We start from the raw sequence: 16,871 nt of genomic DNA, 5'->3' as shown, positions 1-16,871 counted from the left end.
ACGGCGTTTTGGGTCACTCCCCCTTGAACACCACGTTTATGTCGAAGACCTTTCGAAGAACGGCACGAGGCGGCCGGTGAATTGCCGGTAGCCGGCTTTTACCTTGTCGCCGATGACGAGATCGTTGGCGCCGTGGGCCATCATGCGAAAGCCTTCGTCGGTATCGATCAGAACGATATTATAGGGCACATGCTCGCGCGCTTCCGGCGTCCCGGCACGCAGCACGAGGGACGTCGCATAGACGGTGCCCTCACCGCTGGCAGTCTTGTCGTCGAGATCGGGCGACCCGCAGGCCGCGCAAAAACTGCGGCGGAAATACTGGATCGATTTGCAGGCACGGCAGGACTGATAGCTGATCGCCTCAGTCCCGGTGGTCCAGTCGGCGACAGGCTTGAGCTCGCTCATTTGACGCGCTCCAGGAACATGCTGACGTGAGAAGAAAGCACGCCGCCGTCGCCATGCAGCAGCGCGACGGAAGCATCCTTGACCTGACGGTTCCCGGCCCTGCCCGTCATCTGCAGATGCGCCTCGACCAGATGCGCCATCGCACCGCCGACGCCGCAATGGCCGTAAGAAAGCAGACCGCCATGGGTGTTGAGCGGCATCGCACCATGCTGGCCGAAATGGCCGGCGCGCACGCGTGCCGCTGCCTCGCCGCGGCCGGCAAGGCCGAGGTCTTCCAGCAGCATCGCCAGTGTGATGGTGAAGCTGTCATAGACCGCGGCGTAACGGACGTCGGAGATTTCAATACCCGTCGCCTTCTTGGCGCGCGCGATGGCGATTTCGGCGCCGAGTTCGGACAGCGCCGGTGCCGCGGTGATGTGCTGATGGGTGTGCGCCTGCGCAGCGCCGCGAACGCGAATCTTGGTCGGGCTGGTCGGCTCATAGCTGACGACGAAAGCCGCGCCGCCATCGGAAACCGGACAGCAATCGAGCAGTTTGAGCGGCGTCGCGATGGTCTTCGAGGCCATCACGTCGGCGACGGTGATCGGCTCGTGAAATTGCGCGCCGGGATGCGTCAGCGCATGCTGGCGCATCAGCACGGCGAATTCGGCGAGGTCTTCCTGCGTCACGCCATATTCGTGCATGTAGCGGTTGGCAACGAGGCCGTAATAGGCCGGGATGGTCGGCCCGAGCGGCACTTCATAGGTGGGATGGCCGACCTGCGCCAGCGCCTGGATCGAGGCGTCGCGGCTCTGGCCGGTGAGCCGGTTCTCACCGCCGACCACGAGGACGTTTTTGGCAACACCGCCCTCCACCAACTGATGCGCCAGCATCGCCATCGCCATGCCGGTGGCGCCGCCGACCTGGATGGCATGGGCGTAAGATGGCGTGATGCCGAAATGCTCGGCGAAGACGGTGGCGAGCATAATATGCGGCATGGTGGTGGAATAGCCGCAGAGGAAGCCATCGATATCACCGCGCTTGAGGCCGGCGTCCGCCAGCGCGAGCTCCGCTGCACGGGACATCAGATCGATGGTCGATGAGCCCTCGTGCTTGCCGTACGGGAGAAGACCGACGCCGGTGATGTAGCTCATGCGCGGCTCCAAACTCGATTGTCGTCCCCGCGAAGGCGGGGACCCATAGCCTTGGGAGGCGAAGTTAGAACCCGGCCGCAACCACAGCGCCTCACTACAAACTCGGAGGTTATGGGTCCCCGCCTTCGCGGGGACGACTGCCGGAGCGTGTTGGCGCGATCACGCATCAATACGACTTCGGCAGACCGAGCGCCTTCTCGGCGATGAAGCTCAGGATCAGCTCGCGGCTGATCGGGGCGATGCGCGGGATCAGCGATTCCCTGAGGTAGCGCTCGACGTGATATTCCTTGGCATAACCGAAGCCGCCATGGGTCATCACCGCCTGCTCGCAAGCGTGATAGCCGGCTTCGCCTGCGAGATACTTCGCCGAATTCGCAGCGGGGCCACAGGGCAGTCCCTGATCATATTGCCAGCCGGCCGACAGCACCATCAGCCAGGCGGCTTCGAGTTCCATCCAATTCTTGGCGAGCGGATGCTGGATCGCCTGGTTCTGGCCGATCGGGCGGTTGAACACGTTGCGCACCTTGGCGTAGTCGGCCGCGCGCTTCAGCGCGACCTTGCCGAGCCCCACTGCTTCCGCCGCGATCAGGATGCGTTCGGGATTCATGCCATGCAGGATATATTCGAAGCCGTGTCCCTCCTCGCCGATCCGGTCTTCGACGGGGATTTCGAAATCGGCAAAGAACAGCTCGTTGGAGTCCACCGCCTTGCGGCCGAGCTTCTCGATCTCATGCACGGTGATCTTCGAGCGATCGAAATCCGTATAGAACAGGCTCAGCCCGTGGGTCGGGCTCTTCACGTCGTCCAGCGGCGTGGTGCGCGCCAGCAGCAGGATCTTCTCGGCAACCTGCGCGGTGGAGATCCATACTTTCTGACCATTGACGATATAGCGATCGCCCTTGCGGACGGCGCGGGTCTTGAGCTGTGTGGTGTTGAGGCCGGTATTCGGCTCGGTCACCGCGAAGCAGGATTTCTCGGTGCCGTCCACGATCGGCGGCAGCATGCGCGCACACTGTTCGGGCGTGCCGAACACGACGACCGGGTTGAGGCCGAACACATTCATATGCACGGCCGAAGCACCGGACATGCCAGCGCCGGATTCCGAAATCGCCCGCATCATGATCGCGGCATCGGTGATGCCCAGGCCTGAACCGCCATATTCCTCGGGGATGCAGATGCCGAGATAGCCGGCATCGGCAATCGCCTTGTGGAATTCGATGGGGAAGCCGCCCTCCTTGTCCTTCTTCAGCCAATAGGCATCGTCGAAGCGCGAACAGATCTTCTCTATCGTGTCGCGGATGGATTCCTGGTTGGCGTCGAGGGCGAAATCCATGCGTTACAGCTCCGATGTATCGGGGATAGCAGCCTGTTTGAGCACGCCGTCCGTGTGCATTTTCTCGATCTGCTCGGCAGTGTAGCCGATCTCAGCCAGCACTTCGGCATTCTGCTCGCCGAGATGCGAGGCGAGACGCGACAGATCGACCGGCGTCTTCGACCAGGTCGCGGCGACCTTCATGTTGCGCACCGCGCCTTCGGTCGGATGTTCGACCTGCTGGAAGAAGTCCGTCGCCAGCATATGCGGATCCTGCATCATGCTTTCCAGCGTATGCATCGGCGTCGACGGCACGTCAGCCTCATCGAGCAGCTTGGCCCATTCCGCCGTCGTCTTCGTCTTGAAGATGCGCGACAGTTCGGCATTCACCGTGTCGATATGCTGGATGCGCTGCGGGAAGGTCGCAAAGCGCGGATCGTCGAACAGCTCCTCGCGGCCGACATGCTTCAGAAAGCTCTTCCACTGCTTGTCGTTATAGACCATGGCGCAGATATAGCCGTCGGAGGTCTGGTAGGGCCGACGGTCCGGCGACAGATGACGGCCATAGCCGCCCTTGTCGAGCGGAGGATCGAAGGTGAGCCCGCCCATGTGGTCGCCCATCATGAAGCCCGCCATGGTTTCGAACATCGGAATATCGACGCGCTGCCCCTCGCCGGTACGGTCACGATGCACCACACTGGCGAGGATGGCGCCCAGCGCATTCAGGCCGACGATGCGATCGACCAGCGCATTCGGCACATAGCGCGGCACGCCATCGGGGCTGATCCGCGCATTCAAGGCCGCCAGCGCGGTGGCGCCCTGGATCAGGTCGTCATAAGCGGGCTTGGCGGCATAGGGGCCGGCCTGGCTGAAACCGAACACGCCGGCATAGATCAGGCGCGGATTGATCTTCGACACCACGTCATAGCCGAGATTGAGCCGCACCATCGCCGCCGGGCGGACGTTGTAGACCAGCACGTCAGCCGTCGCGACCAGCTTCAGCAGCGCTTCGCGGCCCTCTTCCTTCTTCAGGTCGATACAGACGCAGCGCTTGTTGCGATTGGTGTTGAGGAAAATGGGCCCCATGCCGGGATTGCGCATCGGCCCGATCGCGCGGACCACGTCGCCATCGGGGGACTCCACCTTGATCACATCGGCGCCGTAGTCACCCAGCGTCTGGGTGCAGTAAGGCCCCATCATCACCGAAGTCATATCGATGATCCTGATCCCGTGAAGTGGTCCCGCCAAAGCCGTTTGCTCCCGAAAAGCGTGTGGTCAGGCGCCAGTAGCGCCCCTGTTGGCTTCGTCTTAGCGGGATGGGTTCGGCAGGCGCAAGGGCGCCAGACGCGGAGCCGTATGCGTGGGAAGCCGGTACGCGTCAAAGTGGTAATGTGTGGTGTCAGTAGGATGGGTAGAGCGTCTTCGCGAAACCCATCACCCGGATCACCGGGCGGTTGATGGGTTTCGCTTCGGCGCGGTGCGCCTGCGCTCTACCCATCCTACGACGAATGCTTCATCATCTCCCGCAGCTCGGTCTTCAGCACCTTGCCGTAATTGTTCTTCGGCAGCGCATCCAGATAGACGTAGCGTTTGGGGCGCTTGAAGCGGGCAATATTGGCGAGGCAATGCGCGTCGAGCGCGGCATCGTCAGCCGCGGCGCCCGGCTCCAGTACCACGCAGGCAACCACGACCTCGCCCCAGTCCGGCTCAGGCACGCCAATCGCCGAGACTTCCCGTACGGCGGGATGTGTCAGCAGCGCCTCCTCGACTTCCCGCGGATAGATATTGGTACCACCGGAAATGATGACGTCCTTGGAACGGTCGGACAGCGTGAGAAAGCCGTCCTCGTCGAGCCGGCCGACATCGCCGGTGCGCAGCCAGCCGCCCTTCAGCGTCTCGGCATTGGCCTTGTCGTTGTTCCAGTAGCCGAGCATCACTGCCGGCCCCTTGGCCTCGACCTCACCGGTTTCGCCAACCGGCAAAGGCTTGCCGTCGGCATCGGTGATCCGCACTTCCATGACGCTCTGCGCCGGCCCGACCGATGCCAACCGTTCGAGATAACGCGGGTGATCGACATCGGCATGGAAGGCGCGCGGCAGCGAGGTGATCGTCATCGGCGATTCACCCTGGCCATAGATCTGCACGAAGCGCTGCCCCATCGTGGCGATGGCGTCGCGAATATCGGCCAGATACATCGGCCCGCCGCCATAGACGATGGTGCGGATGCCCTCACCCGTCTCGCCGCGTTTCTTCGCCGCATCGACGAGCCGGCGCACCATGGTGGGTGCTGCAAACATCGCGACATCGCCGAGTTGCTTGCCGAGATCGAGCACTTCGTCGGGCTCGAAGCCCTGGCTCTCGGGCACGACGTGCCGCGCGGCCATGCGGACATGGATGAAATTATAGAGACCGGCGCCATGGGAGATCGGCGCAGCATAGAGGATGGCATCGCGCTGATGCACCTGATCGACATCGGCGAGATAGCACATGGACATGGCCACCAGATTGCCGTGGCTGAGCATCACGCCTTTCGGTCGACCGGTGGTGCCGGAGGTGTAGAACAGCCAGGCGAGATCGTTGTCTTCGCGCGGCAACGGCACCAGTGACGTCGGCTCGCCATGCTGCAATTCGCGATAGGTCTCGCTGTCGATCGAGAGCATCTGCATGCCGGTCGGCAGATCTTCCTCGACCTGAACGAGCGCGCTACGGCTGTCGTCGTCGACAAAGGCCAACCTCACGCCGGCATTGTCGCAAATCCATGCGGCCTCGCGGCCATGCAGCTTGGCATTGATCGGGATCGCGACAGCGCCGATCCACCACACCGCATAGATGCATTCGAGATATTCGGTGCAGTTTGACGCGAACAGCGCGACGCGGTCGCCAGGTTGAATGCCGTAATCGCGCATCAATCCCGCGCCGATCGCTGCGGCACGGCGCGCGAATGTAGCGTAATCAGCCTGGACCGCGGTGCCGGTCAGCAGCGCCGGCGCCTGCGGATGCAGACGCGCCGACGATGCCAACCATTGTGCAACATTCATGGCGCAGGGCCCGCGTTACTTCGCGGGCTCGAGGATCGAAACGTAATTCGCCACCGCCGCGCCACCCATATTGAAGATGCCGGCGAGTTTAGCATTCTTGATCTGCATGCCCTCGGGTGCCTGATCGAGCAATTGCATCGCGCTCAGCACATGCATGGACACGCCGGTGGCGCCGATGGGATGGCCCTTGGCCTTGAGGCCGCCGGATGGATTGACCGGCAGCTTGCCGTCCTTCTGGGTCCAGCCTTCCTTGATGGCGCGCGCACCCTGCCCGCGCGGCGTTAGGCCCATGGCTTCGTATTCGATCAGTTCAGCGACCGTGAAGCAGTCATGGGTCTCGACAAAAGAGAGATCGCCGAGCTCGACGCCGGCCGACTTCAGCGCCTTCTGCCACGCCACGGTGCAGCCTTCGAATTCGAGGATGTCGCGCTTGGACATCGGCAGGAAGTCCTGCGCATGACCGGTGGCCTTGATGTTGACCGCCTTGCCCATGGTCTTGGCGGTCTCGGAATCGGTCAGCACCAATGCCGCGGCGCCATCCGACACCAGCGAGCAGTCGGTACGCTTCAAGGGACCGGCGACGAACGGGTTCTTGTCGCTTTCGGAGCGACAGAATTCAAAGCCGACATCCTTGCGCATCTGCGCATAGGGATTGTGGACGCCGTTGGCGTGGTTCTTGGCGGCAATCATCGCGAGCGCGTCGGACTGGTCGCCATATTTCTGGAAGTATTTTTGCGCGATGCCGCCGAACACGCCGGCGAAGCCCGCAGGGGTCTCGCCGTCTTCCGGCAGATAGGACGCGCGGAGCAGGTTCTTGCCGATCTCCGGCCCTGGCGTTTTGGTCATCTGTTCTACACCGACGACGAGGACGATCTTGGCCGTGCCGGCCGCGATCGACTTGATGCCCTGATGCACGGCAGCGGAGCCGGTGGCGCAGGCATTCTCGACGCGGGTGGCGGGCTTGAAGCGCAGCGCGGGATCGGCCTGCAGCACCAGCGACGCGGTAAAGTCCTGCGGCGAGAAGCCGGCGTTGAAATGACCGAGCACGATTTCATCGACGTCCGATGCGGAGATGCCGGCATCGGCCATGGCCTCGGTCGCGACGCGAACCACCATGCTCTCGACGGTCTCCGCGTCGAATTTTCCGAAAGGCATATGCGCCCAACCAACGATGCTGGCAGTCATGGTCGTTCTCCCGGTTTCAATTTCGCAATTGCGATAGATATAGCGCGGCTTCAGCCCTGTGACAGGCTTTTCATCGTCCGCACGCACATGGCGGTTATGCCCGCCCAGTCCCCAGCCCGAACGGACGCCGCCGCCGGGCAGATCCAGGAACCGCCAACTGCGAGGACCATGGGGCTCGCTGGTGGCCTGACTGGTCTAGATGATGCCCATCTTCCTAAGCGCGTCGATCTTTCCGCCATCGTAGCCGATGGTGGACAGGATCTCGTCGGTGTTGGCGCCAAGAAGCGGCGGCGCGCGATAGTCGGTGATCGGCGTGCCTACGAAAGTCAGCGGATTTCGCACCAGCGACAGCGCCGCCTCGAACGGATGTTCCACCTTCACGCGCATGCCGCGAGCCTGAACATGCGGGTCCGAAAAAACCTGATCGAAATCGTTGATCGGGCCGGACGGCACGCCAACGGCCTCCAGACGTTCCAGCCAGTAGGCGACCGGCTGTTTCAGGAACAGACCGGCGTAGATGGCCATGATCTCCTTGCCATGGGCGACGCGATCATTGTTCTTCAGAAAGCGCGGATCTTTCGCGAGGTCCGGCTCGCCGAGCACTTCGCATGTCCGCTGAAACTGGCCGTCATTGCCATTGACGATCATGATCTCGCCATCGGTACAACGGAAGACGCCGGCAGGCATGCCGCCATTGCCCCAGGTGCCGCGGCGCGGCGGGACTTTGCCATGGATGAGATAGGGTTGAAGCCAGTGCGACAGCGAGGCGATCACCGTATCGAAGAGACAGGCATCGACATGCTGTCCTTCCCCGCCATTGGCATCGCGGTGATAGAGCGCCGAGATGACGCCGATGGAGGCGTTGAGGCCGGTCATATAGTCCACGATCGAGGGACCGACCTTCATCGGGCCCTCGCCCGGCTCGCCGTCGAGATGGCCGGTGACGCTCATGAGACCGCCCATCGCCTGCAGGATCGCATCGTAGCCGGCACGCGTGGCATAGGGACCTGTTTGTCCGAAGCCCGTCACGGAGCAATAGATGATGCGCGGGTTGATGGCTTTGATCGCATCGTAGTCGAGGCCATACCGCTTAAGGTCGCCTACTTTGTAGTTTTCCAACAACACGTCGGCCGTCTTGACGAGTTCGCGAATGATCTCCTGGCCTTCAGGCTTGGCCACATTGACCGTGACTGACTTCTTGTTCCGATTGGCGCAGAGATAGAACCCATTGTCGTGCCGGCCACCGTCCGGATCGTTCAGATAAGGAGGGCCGAAAGCGCGGGAATCGTCGCCGGTTCCAGGGCGTTCGATCTTGATGACCTCAGCGCCGAGATCCCCGAGCATCTGACCGGCGATCGGGCCGGCGAGCACCCGCGTCATATCGATAACCTTGATGCCCGAAAGCGGCAGAGCCGGCATACATTCCTCCTGCTATATTGTTCGTCGCGTCGGCCACGGTGAACGTGTGAAGCGAGCGCTTACAGGAAAATCAGCCCGCGTGCACTGCTTTGTGAGCATGAGGGCTATCCCTTTCCAGCGGGCTGGAACGGTGAGCTTCGCAGCGGGCTTGGCGTGCTTGGCGAGCGCTCCCCGCCCGTCGAAGCGAAGCGTCGCGAGGCGGGAGAGCGTTCAAGACTTCAATCGACGAATTTGCCGCCGAGTTCATCCTCGATATGAATGCGGATGATGTCGTCGAAGGTTTTCTCGGCTGTGGTGAAGCCGAGCTTCAGCGCGCGCGCAGTGTCGAAATCGCGCGGCCAGCCCGACACGATGCCAGTGATGACCGGATCGGTCTCGCGCTTGATACGGGCGACGACGTTCTTGCCGGCGACGCGCTCCAGCGCAGCGATCTGCTCGCCGACGGTGACCGACATGCCGGGCATGCTGAGATTGCGCCGTGGCCCCATGACTTCGAGGTCCATGGTGCCGGCGTGGACGAGAAAGCCCACGGCAGAGCGTGGTGATGCGTGCCAGTGGCGGACATCCTCGGACACCGGCAGGATGGCTTCCTTGCCGGCCAGCGGCTCGCGGATGATGTTGGAGAAGAAACCGGATGCAGCCTTGTTCGGCGCGCCCGGACGGACGCAGATGGTCGGCAGGCGGATGCCGATGCCGTCCAGGAGGCCCTTGCGGGTATAGTCGGCGATCAGCATTTCGCAGATCGACTTCTGGGTGCCATAGGAGGTCAGCGGCGTGTGAATGAACTCGTCGCCGATCTTGTCGGGGAACGGCGCGCCGAACACCGCGATGGACGAGGTGAAGACCAGGCGTGGCTTGTAGCCGCCGCCGATGGAGCGGATGGCGTCGATCAGGTAACGCGTGCCGTCGAGATTGATGCGATAGCCCTTGTCGAAATCGGCCTCCGCCTCCCCTGACACGATGGCGGCGAGATGGAATATCACCTCCGGTTTGTGGGCGACCAGCGGCGCAGCGGTCCTAGGATCAGCGAAGTCCGACGTCACCAATTCGATCGGAATCGACGCACCCGCGGGCTTCGCCGGCGCCACCACGTCCTGCAGGGTCATGCGGGTGATGTCGCGATTGCCGAGACGGCCGTCTTTCAGCAGACGTTCGGTGAGCTTGCGGCCAACCATGCCGGCGGCGCCGAGGATGAGGATATGCAAGGGAGGTTTCCTTTTCTTGATCTTGGTTCTTGGCGGTCATTCCGGGGCGTGCAGCGCGCTTGCGATGCGCGAACCCGGAATCCCGGAGTGTTTGTCCGGAGTACTTATTGTGACGAGGTTCCGGTTTCGCGATCGCCAAGCGGCGCTCGCGCCCCGGAACGACGGAGTTGTGGCTACTCCTTCACCGCGCCCGTCATCGCCGACACGTAATGCTCGACGAAGAACGCATACAGGATCACCAGAGGCAGCGAGCCAACCAGCGCGCCGGCCATCAGCGAGCCCCATTTGTAGATGTCGCCGTCAACGAACTCGTTGACGATGGCCACCGGCACGGTCTTGTTCTGGGTCGATTGCAGGAAGGTGAGCGCATAGATGAACTCGTTCCAGCACAGCGTGAACGAGAAGATGAAGGCCGAGATCAGGCCCGGCACCGCCAGCGGGATGACGATCTTGACCAGGATCTGCCAGCGCGAGGCGCCGTCGATCAGCGCGCACTCTTCGAGCTCGAACGGGATGGTCTTGAAATAGCCCATCAGGAGCCAGGTCGAGAACGGGATCAGCAGCGTCGGATAGACCAGGATCAGCGACAGCGGCGAGTCGAACAGGCCGTAAGCCTGGATAACCGACGCCAGCGGGATGAACAGGATCGACGGTGGCACGAGATAGGCCATGAAGATCAGCGCACCGACCGTCTCGGCGCCTCGGAAGCGCAGCCGCACGATGGCATAGGCGGCGAGTACACTGGCGACGATCGACAGGAATGTCGAAGCCGCCGCCACATACATCGTGTTCCAGAGCCACTGCGGATAATTGGTTTCGAACAGCAGCTTTTGAATGTGCTTGAAAGTCGGTTTGATCACCCAGAACGGATTGAACCGTTCCATGTCGATCAATTGTTCGTCGGGTTTGATCGAGGTGAGCGCCATCCAGTAGAACGGGAACAGCAGGATCACCACGATGATGAACAGCGGGATGTAGAGGGTGACGATGCGGCGTGGCACCGACTCCAGATAGGCCATGCCCTCGCTGTGATCGTCTTTTTCGACGGTCGGCGCGACGGCTGTGCGGTGATCGACGGCGTGATCAGTCATTGTCAGTGCCTTGCTGCCACTTGCGGCGTTGCATGCCGAACCAGGAAATGGCGATGGCTGCCAGAAGGAACGGGATCATGGCGGTGGCGATGGCTGCGCCCTCGCCAAGGCGACCCGAGAGAATGCCGCGCTGATAGCTCAGCGTCGCCATCAGATGCGTCGCATTCACCGGACCACCGCGGGTCAGCGCCCAGATCAACTGGAAGTCAGTAAACGTGAACAGCACCGAGAAGGTCATGACGACCGCGATGATCGGCGTCAGCAGCGGATAGGTGATAAAGCGGAAGCGCTGCCACGACGTGGCGCCATCCAGTGTCGCCGCTTCATAGAGCGATGGTGACACGGTCTGCAGACCGGCCAGCAGTGTGATCGCCACGAACGGCACGCCGCGCCAGATATTGGCGAAGATCACGCTGGCACGTGCCCAGTTGCTGTCGCCCAGAAAGTTAATATTGTGGTCGATCAGGCCCAGCTTGATCAGCGACCACGAGATGATCGAGAACTGCGAGTCGTAGATCCACCAGAAGGCGATGGCCGAGAGTACCGTTGGCACGATGAACGGGATCAGCACCGCGGCGCGGATCAGAGCCTTGAACGGCATGTGGCGGTTCAATAGCAGCGCGAGATAGAGGCCGACGGCGAATTTGATGGCTGACGCCACGAGCGTATAGAGCAGCGTGTTGAACACCGAGAGCCAGAAGATGCTGTCGTCACGCAGCCATTCGTAGTTCTCGAGGCCGACAAACACGCCACCGCGGCCGATGCGATCGTCGGTGAAGCTCATCCAGACGCCGAGGAACAGCGGGTAAGCGAGAAACAGCAGCAGGAATGCCGCGGCCGGCAGCATGAACCACAATGCGAGCCAGTTGCGATTGACCCGCAGCCGGTCCCAGGCCGAGGACTTGGGGATCACTTTCCCCACTCCCGGCATCGATGTCTGGATCGTGGTCATCGCAAGGCAACTCCAGTCGGATATCGGCGGTGTTCGAATGTCGTGCAGTCAGTCATGCATCACTATCCGGTTACGGCAGGATCGCTTCGCCCTCGATCTCGATACGTGCGTGCGGATCGATCAGGGCGGAAACCTGAACCAGTGTCATTGCTGGAAAATGCTTGCCGAGCGTCGCGCCCCAGGCTTCGCCGATGGCGGCGCCGGACGTCTTGAACGCGTTGATGTCGGTGACATAGGCGCGCAGCATCACGATCTGCCTGGGCTCGCCGCCCGCCGCCTTCAGCACGGTGACGAGATTCTCCATTGCGTAGCGCCACTGCGTCCCGAAGTCGGATCCTTCGGCGACCTCGCCCTGCCCGTTCTGCTTGCCGAGCTGGCCAGAGATGCGGACGCTCCGCGTGCCCCCGGCCACCACCGCATGCGCAAAACCGCGCGGCCGCGTCCAGCCTTCCGGGAGAACAGTCTTGTAGTCGATCTCAGGCATTCGCATTCCCATCGTTCAGGCAGCCTTTTGTGAAACGAGATTCACGGCTGCTCCGGAGAGTTGCCGGCGCGGGTCGCTCCGCGCCGGCAAGGTCGTCCTTAGCCGCGGAAGATCCGCTTCGCCGCGCGCTCGGCAGACGACATCGCGGTCTTCACGTCCTCGCGGCCCGTGCAGTAATTGGCGTACATGTCGACGACCACGAAGTCGGCGATCGCCGCCGCCGCGTTCTCGCTCATCTGCGCTTCGCCGGCCGGGGTCGTTGCCGTCGAAGCCACGTCGCGATATGGCGTGTTCTTCGGATCGGCGGTCCAGATCGGATTCTTCTCGAAAGCAAGCTGGAACGGCGACAGGTAGCCCTGGGCCGACTCGACCCACGGATTGAACTGCTCGGGCTCCATCAGGAAGGCGGTGAACGCCTTGCAGGCCTGCGGGAATTTGGTGAAGGAGAAGATCAGGATCGGGAAGCCCAGATGGAGCTCGCGCCGCTTGCCATCCAGACCGACGGGCAAATGCGCGTGGTTCATATCTTCGGCGATCGCCGGGGCTTCCTTCTTCGCCGTCACATAGATCGAGATACCGTTGGTGGTCAGATGCAGCTGGCCTGCGAGAAACGCCTTGTTGTTCGACGAGTCGTTCCACGAGGCGGTACCGGGAATGAAGTTGTCATAAAGGCCCTTCACATATTCCAGCGACTTCGCAGTCTCCGGAGAATTGATCGTGACCTTGTTGCCCTTGTCGATCAGCTTGCCGCCATGGGCCCACAGCGCCCAGTGCACCCAGCCATTGGCGTCGCCCGACGCGTGGCCGAGCGCCATGCCGGCCGGCGTACCGTTCTTGTTCATGCCTTTCACGAGATCGGCGAAGCCGCCCAGATCGTTCGGGAACGTCTTGTGCCCGGCCTTTTCCGCAGCAGCGACACGGTAGTTCACGAGGCCACCGGTCGCAGCGACCGGAACGCCGATCCACTTGCCGTTATACATGCCGTATTGCTTGCCGGACTCGGCCCAGCCGCCATTCTTCTTGCCGAGATAGTCGGCGACATCGGTGACGTCCATGCACTTGGTCGGGAACAGGAACGGCAGCGAGTACAGACCCCAGACCATGTCGAGGCCCTGCCCGGTATTCGCCGCGACCGAGGCTTTCGGCTGAATGTCGTCGTAGGATTCGTTGGAGACGGTGATGGTGACGCCGGTCGCCTTCTGAAAGGCGTCGACGATCTTCATGAAGGCCACATCTTCGGCTTCGACGAAGCGCTTCCAGCGCAGCAGGTTGATCTTGGCGCCGGGTTCCGGCTTCCACTGCGAGGCCTGCGCCCACGCTTTTGCATAGCCCAGCAACTGGTCCGCGGACATGGTCGCCGCGGCAGCCAGCGTGATCGCGCCGCCCTTGAGCAGAGATCGGCGATCCGGTGTAAATCCAGTCATCTTTCGTCTTCTCCCTGTAATATTGGTTCGTTGATCGACCAATGTTTTGAAATTGATGTCTGCAAAAGCGCGTCAGTTGACGCGCTTGCCGGTCTCCTTGTCGAACAGATGCGCCGAATTCGCGCGCGGCCTGAGATGGATCTTGTCGCCTGGCGCGACCGGACGCCGGTCGCGGAAGATTGCGATGATGTCCTGGGTGCCGATGCGTGCGACGACCTGTGTCTCCGACCCCATCGGCTCGACCACCACGACCTCGGCCTCGATACCGTCATCGGCGAATTCGAGATGCTCAGGACGGATGCCGTAAGTCACCGACTTATCGTTGGCCGCAGCCGGCGCCGCCGTGATCGGCAGCTTCGCGCCGTTGGCAGTCTCGACCCAGGGCTGGCCACCATTCACCTTCAGCGTGCCTTCGAGGAAATTCATCGCAGGCGAACCAATAAAGCCGGCAACGAACTTGTTCTCGGGATGATCGTAGAGCTCCAATGGCGCGCCCATCTGCTCGACGATGCCATCCTGCATCACCACGATCTTGTCGGCCATGGTCATGGCTTCGATCTGGTCATGGGTCACATAGACCGTCGTCGTCTTCAGGCGCTGATGCAGCTCCTTGATCTCGGCCCGCATCGCGACGCGCAGCTTGGCATCGAGATTCGACAGCGGCTCATCGAACAGGAAGACCTGCGGATCGCGCACGATGGCGCGGCCCATGGCGACGCGCTGGCGCTGACCACCCGACAATTGTCGCGGAAAGCGATCGAGCAAGCGCCTCAAATCGAGAATATCGGCGGCGCGATTGACCTTCTGATCGATCTCGCTCTTGTCGGCACCGCGCAGCTTGAGCGAAAAGCCCATATTCTGGGCAACCGTCATATGCGGATAAAGCGCATAGTTCTGGAACACCATGGCGATGTCGCGCTCTTTCGGCTGGACGTCATTGACCACGCGGTCGCCGATCGAAATCGTGCCGGAGGTGATCTTCTCCAGGCCAGCCAACATGCGCAGCAATGTGGATTTTCCGCAGCCGGATGGCCCGACCAGAACCACGAATTGGCCATCCTCGATGGGGACCGATACGCCGTGGAGAACCTCAAAACCGCCAAAAGACTTACGCACGTCGTGAATCTGCACGGACGCCATACATTTCCCTCCCAAATGTCCCATTTTCGAGACTGCGTTCTCCGATTGCCGGAGCCGCCTGTTCTTACTTGTCTGACATCCTACCAGCTTTTTCGGCGGTGTGTCGTTGGATCATAGTCGTAGAAAAACTTCGCAGATGCAAACATTGCGAAGCAGCCAATGCCGTGCAAACATTCGTGACCAATCAAAAGAGACGACGCACCAGAATGTAAAGTGTGCGCTGCGGGAGAAATGATGACCAAGCCGACTTCGTCCACGCCGACTGCGGGGACCTCGCCTGTAAAGGCAACCAAGCGCAAACTTCGTTCGAGCGAATGGTTCAACGATCCCCACAATCCCGGAATGACTGCACTCTATCTTGAGCGCTATCTGAACTACGGCCTGACGCGTCACGAATTGCAGTCCGGCAAGCCGATCATTGGCATTGCGCAGACTGGCAACGACCTGTCGCCCTGCAATCGCCATCATCTCGAACTTGCCAAGCGCGTGCGCGAAGGCATTACCGCCGCCGGTGGTCTGGTGATGGAATTCCCGGTACACCCGATTCAGGAGACCGGGAAGCGGCCGACTGCGGCGCTTGATCGCAACCTCGCTTATCTCGGCCTTGTGGAAATCCTGTTCGGCTATCCACTCGATGGCGTCGTCCTTACGACCGGCTGCGACAAGACAACGCCGGCCTGCCTGATGGCTGCGGCTACCGTCAATTTGCCCGCCATCGTCCTGTCGGGCGGACCGATGCTGAATGGCTGGCACGAAGGCCAGCGCACCGGCTCCGGCACCGTGGTGTGGAAATCGCGCGAACGGCTGGCCGCCGGCGAGATCGACTACGAAGAATTCATGACGCTGGTGGCGTCCTCCGCTCCATCGGTCGGCCATTGCAATACCATGGGCACGGCCTCGACGATGAATTCGTTGGCGGAAGCATTGGGCATGTCCCTGCCCGGCTGCGCCGCGATTCCCGCGCCTTATCGCGAACGCGGTCAGATCGCCTATGAGACCGGCCAGCGCATCGTCGACATGGTGTGGGAGGATCTCAAGCCGTCGGACATCCTGACCCGCAAGGCATTCGAGAACTGCATCGTGGTCAATTCGGCCATCGGAGGCTCCACCAACGCGCCGATCCATATCAACGCACTCGCACGCCATATCGGCGTCGAACTCGATATCGACGACTGGCAGAAATTCGGCCACGACGTGCCGCTGCTGGTCAATATGCAGCCGGCCGGCTTCTATCTCGGCGAAGAATATCATCGCGCCGGTGGTGTGCCTTCGGTGGTGCGCGAGCTGATGAAGCACAAGCGCATCCACGAGGACGCGATCACCGTGAACGGCAAGACCATGGGCGAGAACTGCGCCGCGGCTCCGGCGCCGGACAAGGACGTCATCTGGACCTATGACAAGCCGCTGGTTCCCGATGCCGGCTTCCTCGTGTTGCGCGGCAATCTATTCGATTCCGCGATCATGAAGACCTCGGTGATCTCCAAGGAATTCCGCGATCGCTATCTGGTCAACCCGAAGGATCCCAATGCCTTCGAAGGCCGCGCCATCGTATTCGAGGGGCCGGAGGATTATCACGACCGCATCGACGATGCCTCGCTCGATATCGATGAGCACTGCATCCTGTTCGTGCGCGGCACCGGGCCGATCGGCTATCCCGGCGGCGCGGAAGTCGTGAACATGCAGCCGCCGGCGGCGCTGATCAAACGCGGCATTTTATCGCTGCCTTGCATCGGCGATGGCCGGCAGTCGGGCACGTCCGGTTCGCCGTCGATCCTCAACGCAACGCCTGAAGCGGCAGCCAATGGCGGGCTCGCGATCCTCCGAACCGGCGACAAGGTGCGCATCGATCTCAACAAGGGCTCGGCAAATATCCTGATCTCCGACGAGGAGTTCAGCAAGCGACGCACTGAACTGATGGCCAATGGCGGCTTCAAATACCCGGCCAACCAGACACCATGGCAGGAGCTCTATCGCAACACCGTCGGCCAGCAGGCCACCGGCGCATGTCTCGAACTGGCAACGCGCTATCGCGATATCGCGGGCACGGTCGGGACGGCGCGGCATAATCACTAGCAGACTTACA

General features: G+C 61.8%; 14 protein-coding genes. 1 reads left to right on the top strand and 13 read right to left on the bottom strand.

Features of this window, described 5'->3' with window-relative positions; genetic code table 11:
- Positions 1-36 precede the first annotated feature (36 nt).
- The 13 genes from AB8A27_RS08145 to AB8A27_RS08085 all read right to left on the bottom strand — a co-directional run bounded on the left by AB8A27_RS08145 (position 37) and on the right by AB8A27_RS08085 (position 14,788).
- Positions 37-405: a Zn-ribbon domain-containing OB-fold protein gene (locus AB8A27_RS08145; RefSeq protein WP_441241483.1), complete on the bottom strand. Its 369-nt coding sequence runs from the start codon at positions 403-405 to the stop codon at positions 37-39.
- The gene (locus AB8A27_RS08140) at positions 402-1,538 is read right to left on the bottom strand and encodes a thiolase family protein (protein ID WP_441241482.1); all 1,137 of its coding nucleotides are present in this window, start codon (positions 1,536-1,538) and stop codon (positions 402-404) included. The genes AB8A27_RS08145 and AB8A27_RS08140 overlap by 4 nt, the downstream gene beginning before the upstream one ends.
- Before the next feature lie 166 nt (positions 1,539-1,704).
- The gene (locus tag AB8A27_RS08135) at positions 1,705-2,871 is read right to left on the bottom strand and encodes an acyl-CoA dehydrogenase family protein (protein ID WP_441241481.1); all 1,167 of its coding nucleotides are present in this window, start codon (positions 2,869-2,871) and stop codon (positions 1,705-1,707) included.
- Between the two features lie 3 nt (positions 2,872-2,874).
- Complete coding sequence (locus AB8A27_RS08130) at positions 2,875-4,098, bottom strand: CaiB/BaiF CoA transferase family protein (protein ID WP_441241480.1); 1,224 nt, start codon at positions 4,096-4,098, stop codon at positions 2,875-2,877.
- A 251-nt stretch (positions 4,099-4,349) separates the two neighbouring features.
- Positions 4,350-5,888: an AMP-binding protein gene (locus tag AB8A27_RS08125; protein WP_441241479.1), complete on the bottom strand. Its 1,539-nt coding sequence runs from the start codon at positions 5,886-5,888 to the stop codon at positions 4,350-4,352.
- Between the two features lie 15 nt (positions 5,889-5,903).
- The gene (locus tag AB8A27_RS08120) at positions 5,904-7,073 is read right to left on the bottom strand and encodes an acetyl-CoA acetyltransferase (RefSeq protein WP_441241478.1); all 1,170 of its coding nucleotides are present in this window, start codon (positions 7,071-7,073) and stop codon (positions 5,904-5,906) included.
- A 195-nt stretch (positions 7,074-7,268) separates the two neighbouring features.
- Positions 7,269-8,492, bottom strand: coding sequence for a CaiB/BaiF CoA transferase family protein (locus AB8A27_RS08115; protein ID WP_441241477.1), 1,224 nt, complete (start codon positions 8,490-8,492; stop codon positions 7,269-7,271).
- A 218-nt stretch (positions 8,493-8,710) separates the two neighbouring features.
- Entirely contained in the window at positions 8,711-9,697 is a 987-nt protein-coding gene (gene denD, locus AB8A27_RS08110) for a D-erythronate dehydrogenase (RefSeq protein WP_441241476.1), read from the bottom strand.
- A gap of 173 nt (positions 9,698-9,870) precedes the next feature.
- Entirely contained in the window at positions 9,871-10,788 is a 918-nt protein-coding gene (locus AB8A27_RS08105; protein WP_092151314.1) for a carbohydrate ABC transporter permease, read from the bottom strand.
- On the bottom strand, positions 10,781-11,740 hold the full coding sequence (locus tag AB8A27_RS08100; protein WP_441241475.1) for a carbohydrate ABC transporter permease: 960 nt from the start codon (positions 11,738-11,740) through the stop codon (positions 10,781-10,783). Before AB8A27_RS08100 ends, AB8A27_RS08105 begins: the two co-directional genes overlap by 8 nt.
- Positions 11,741-11,810: 70 nt before the next feature.
- The gene (locus AB8A27_RS08095) at positions 11,811-12,224 is read right to left on the bottom strand and encodes a RidA family protein (protein ID WP_441241474.1); all 414 of its coding nucleotides are present in this window, start codon (positions 12,222-12,224) and stop codon (positions 11,811-11,813) included.
- 98 nt (positions 12,225-12,322) lie between these two features.
- Positions 12,323-13,648: an ABC transporter substrate-binding protein gene (locus tag AB8A27_RS08090; RefSeq protein WP_441241473.1), complete on the bottom strand. Its 1,326-nt coding sequence runs from the start codon at positions 13,646-13,648 to the stop codon at positions 12,323-12,325.
- Positions 13,649-13,720: 72 nt separating this feature from the next.
- Positions 13,721-14,788, bottom strand: coding sequence for an ABC transporter ATP-binding protein (locus AB8A27_RS08085; RefSeq protein WP_092151322.1), 1,068 nt, complete (start codon positions 14,786-14,788; stop codon positions 13,721-13,723).
- Positions 14,789-15,019: 231 nt separating this feature from the next.
- Between AB8A27_RS08085 and AB8A27_RS08080 the strand changes: the two genes are divergently transcribed.
- Positions 15,020-16,861 (top strand): IlvD/Edd family dehydratase, encoded by a 1,842-nt coding sequence (locus tag AB8A27_RS08080; protein ID WP_441241472.1) that lies wholly within the window; start codon positions 15,020-15,022, stop codon positions 16,859-16,861.
- Positions 16,862-16,871: the final 10 nt, after the last annotated feature.

Source organism: Tardiphaga sp. 768_D3_N2_1, from assembly GCF_052076105.1.
In the GTDB taxonomy this organism is placed as follows: domain Bacteria; phylum Pseudomonadota; class Alphaproteobacteria; order Rhizobiales; family Xanthobacteraceae; genus Tardiphaga.
The sequence above is the reverse complement of the archived record's forward strand: the minus strand, read 5'-3'. Positions and strand labels throughout refer to the sequence as shown.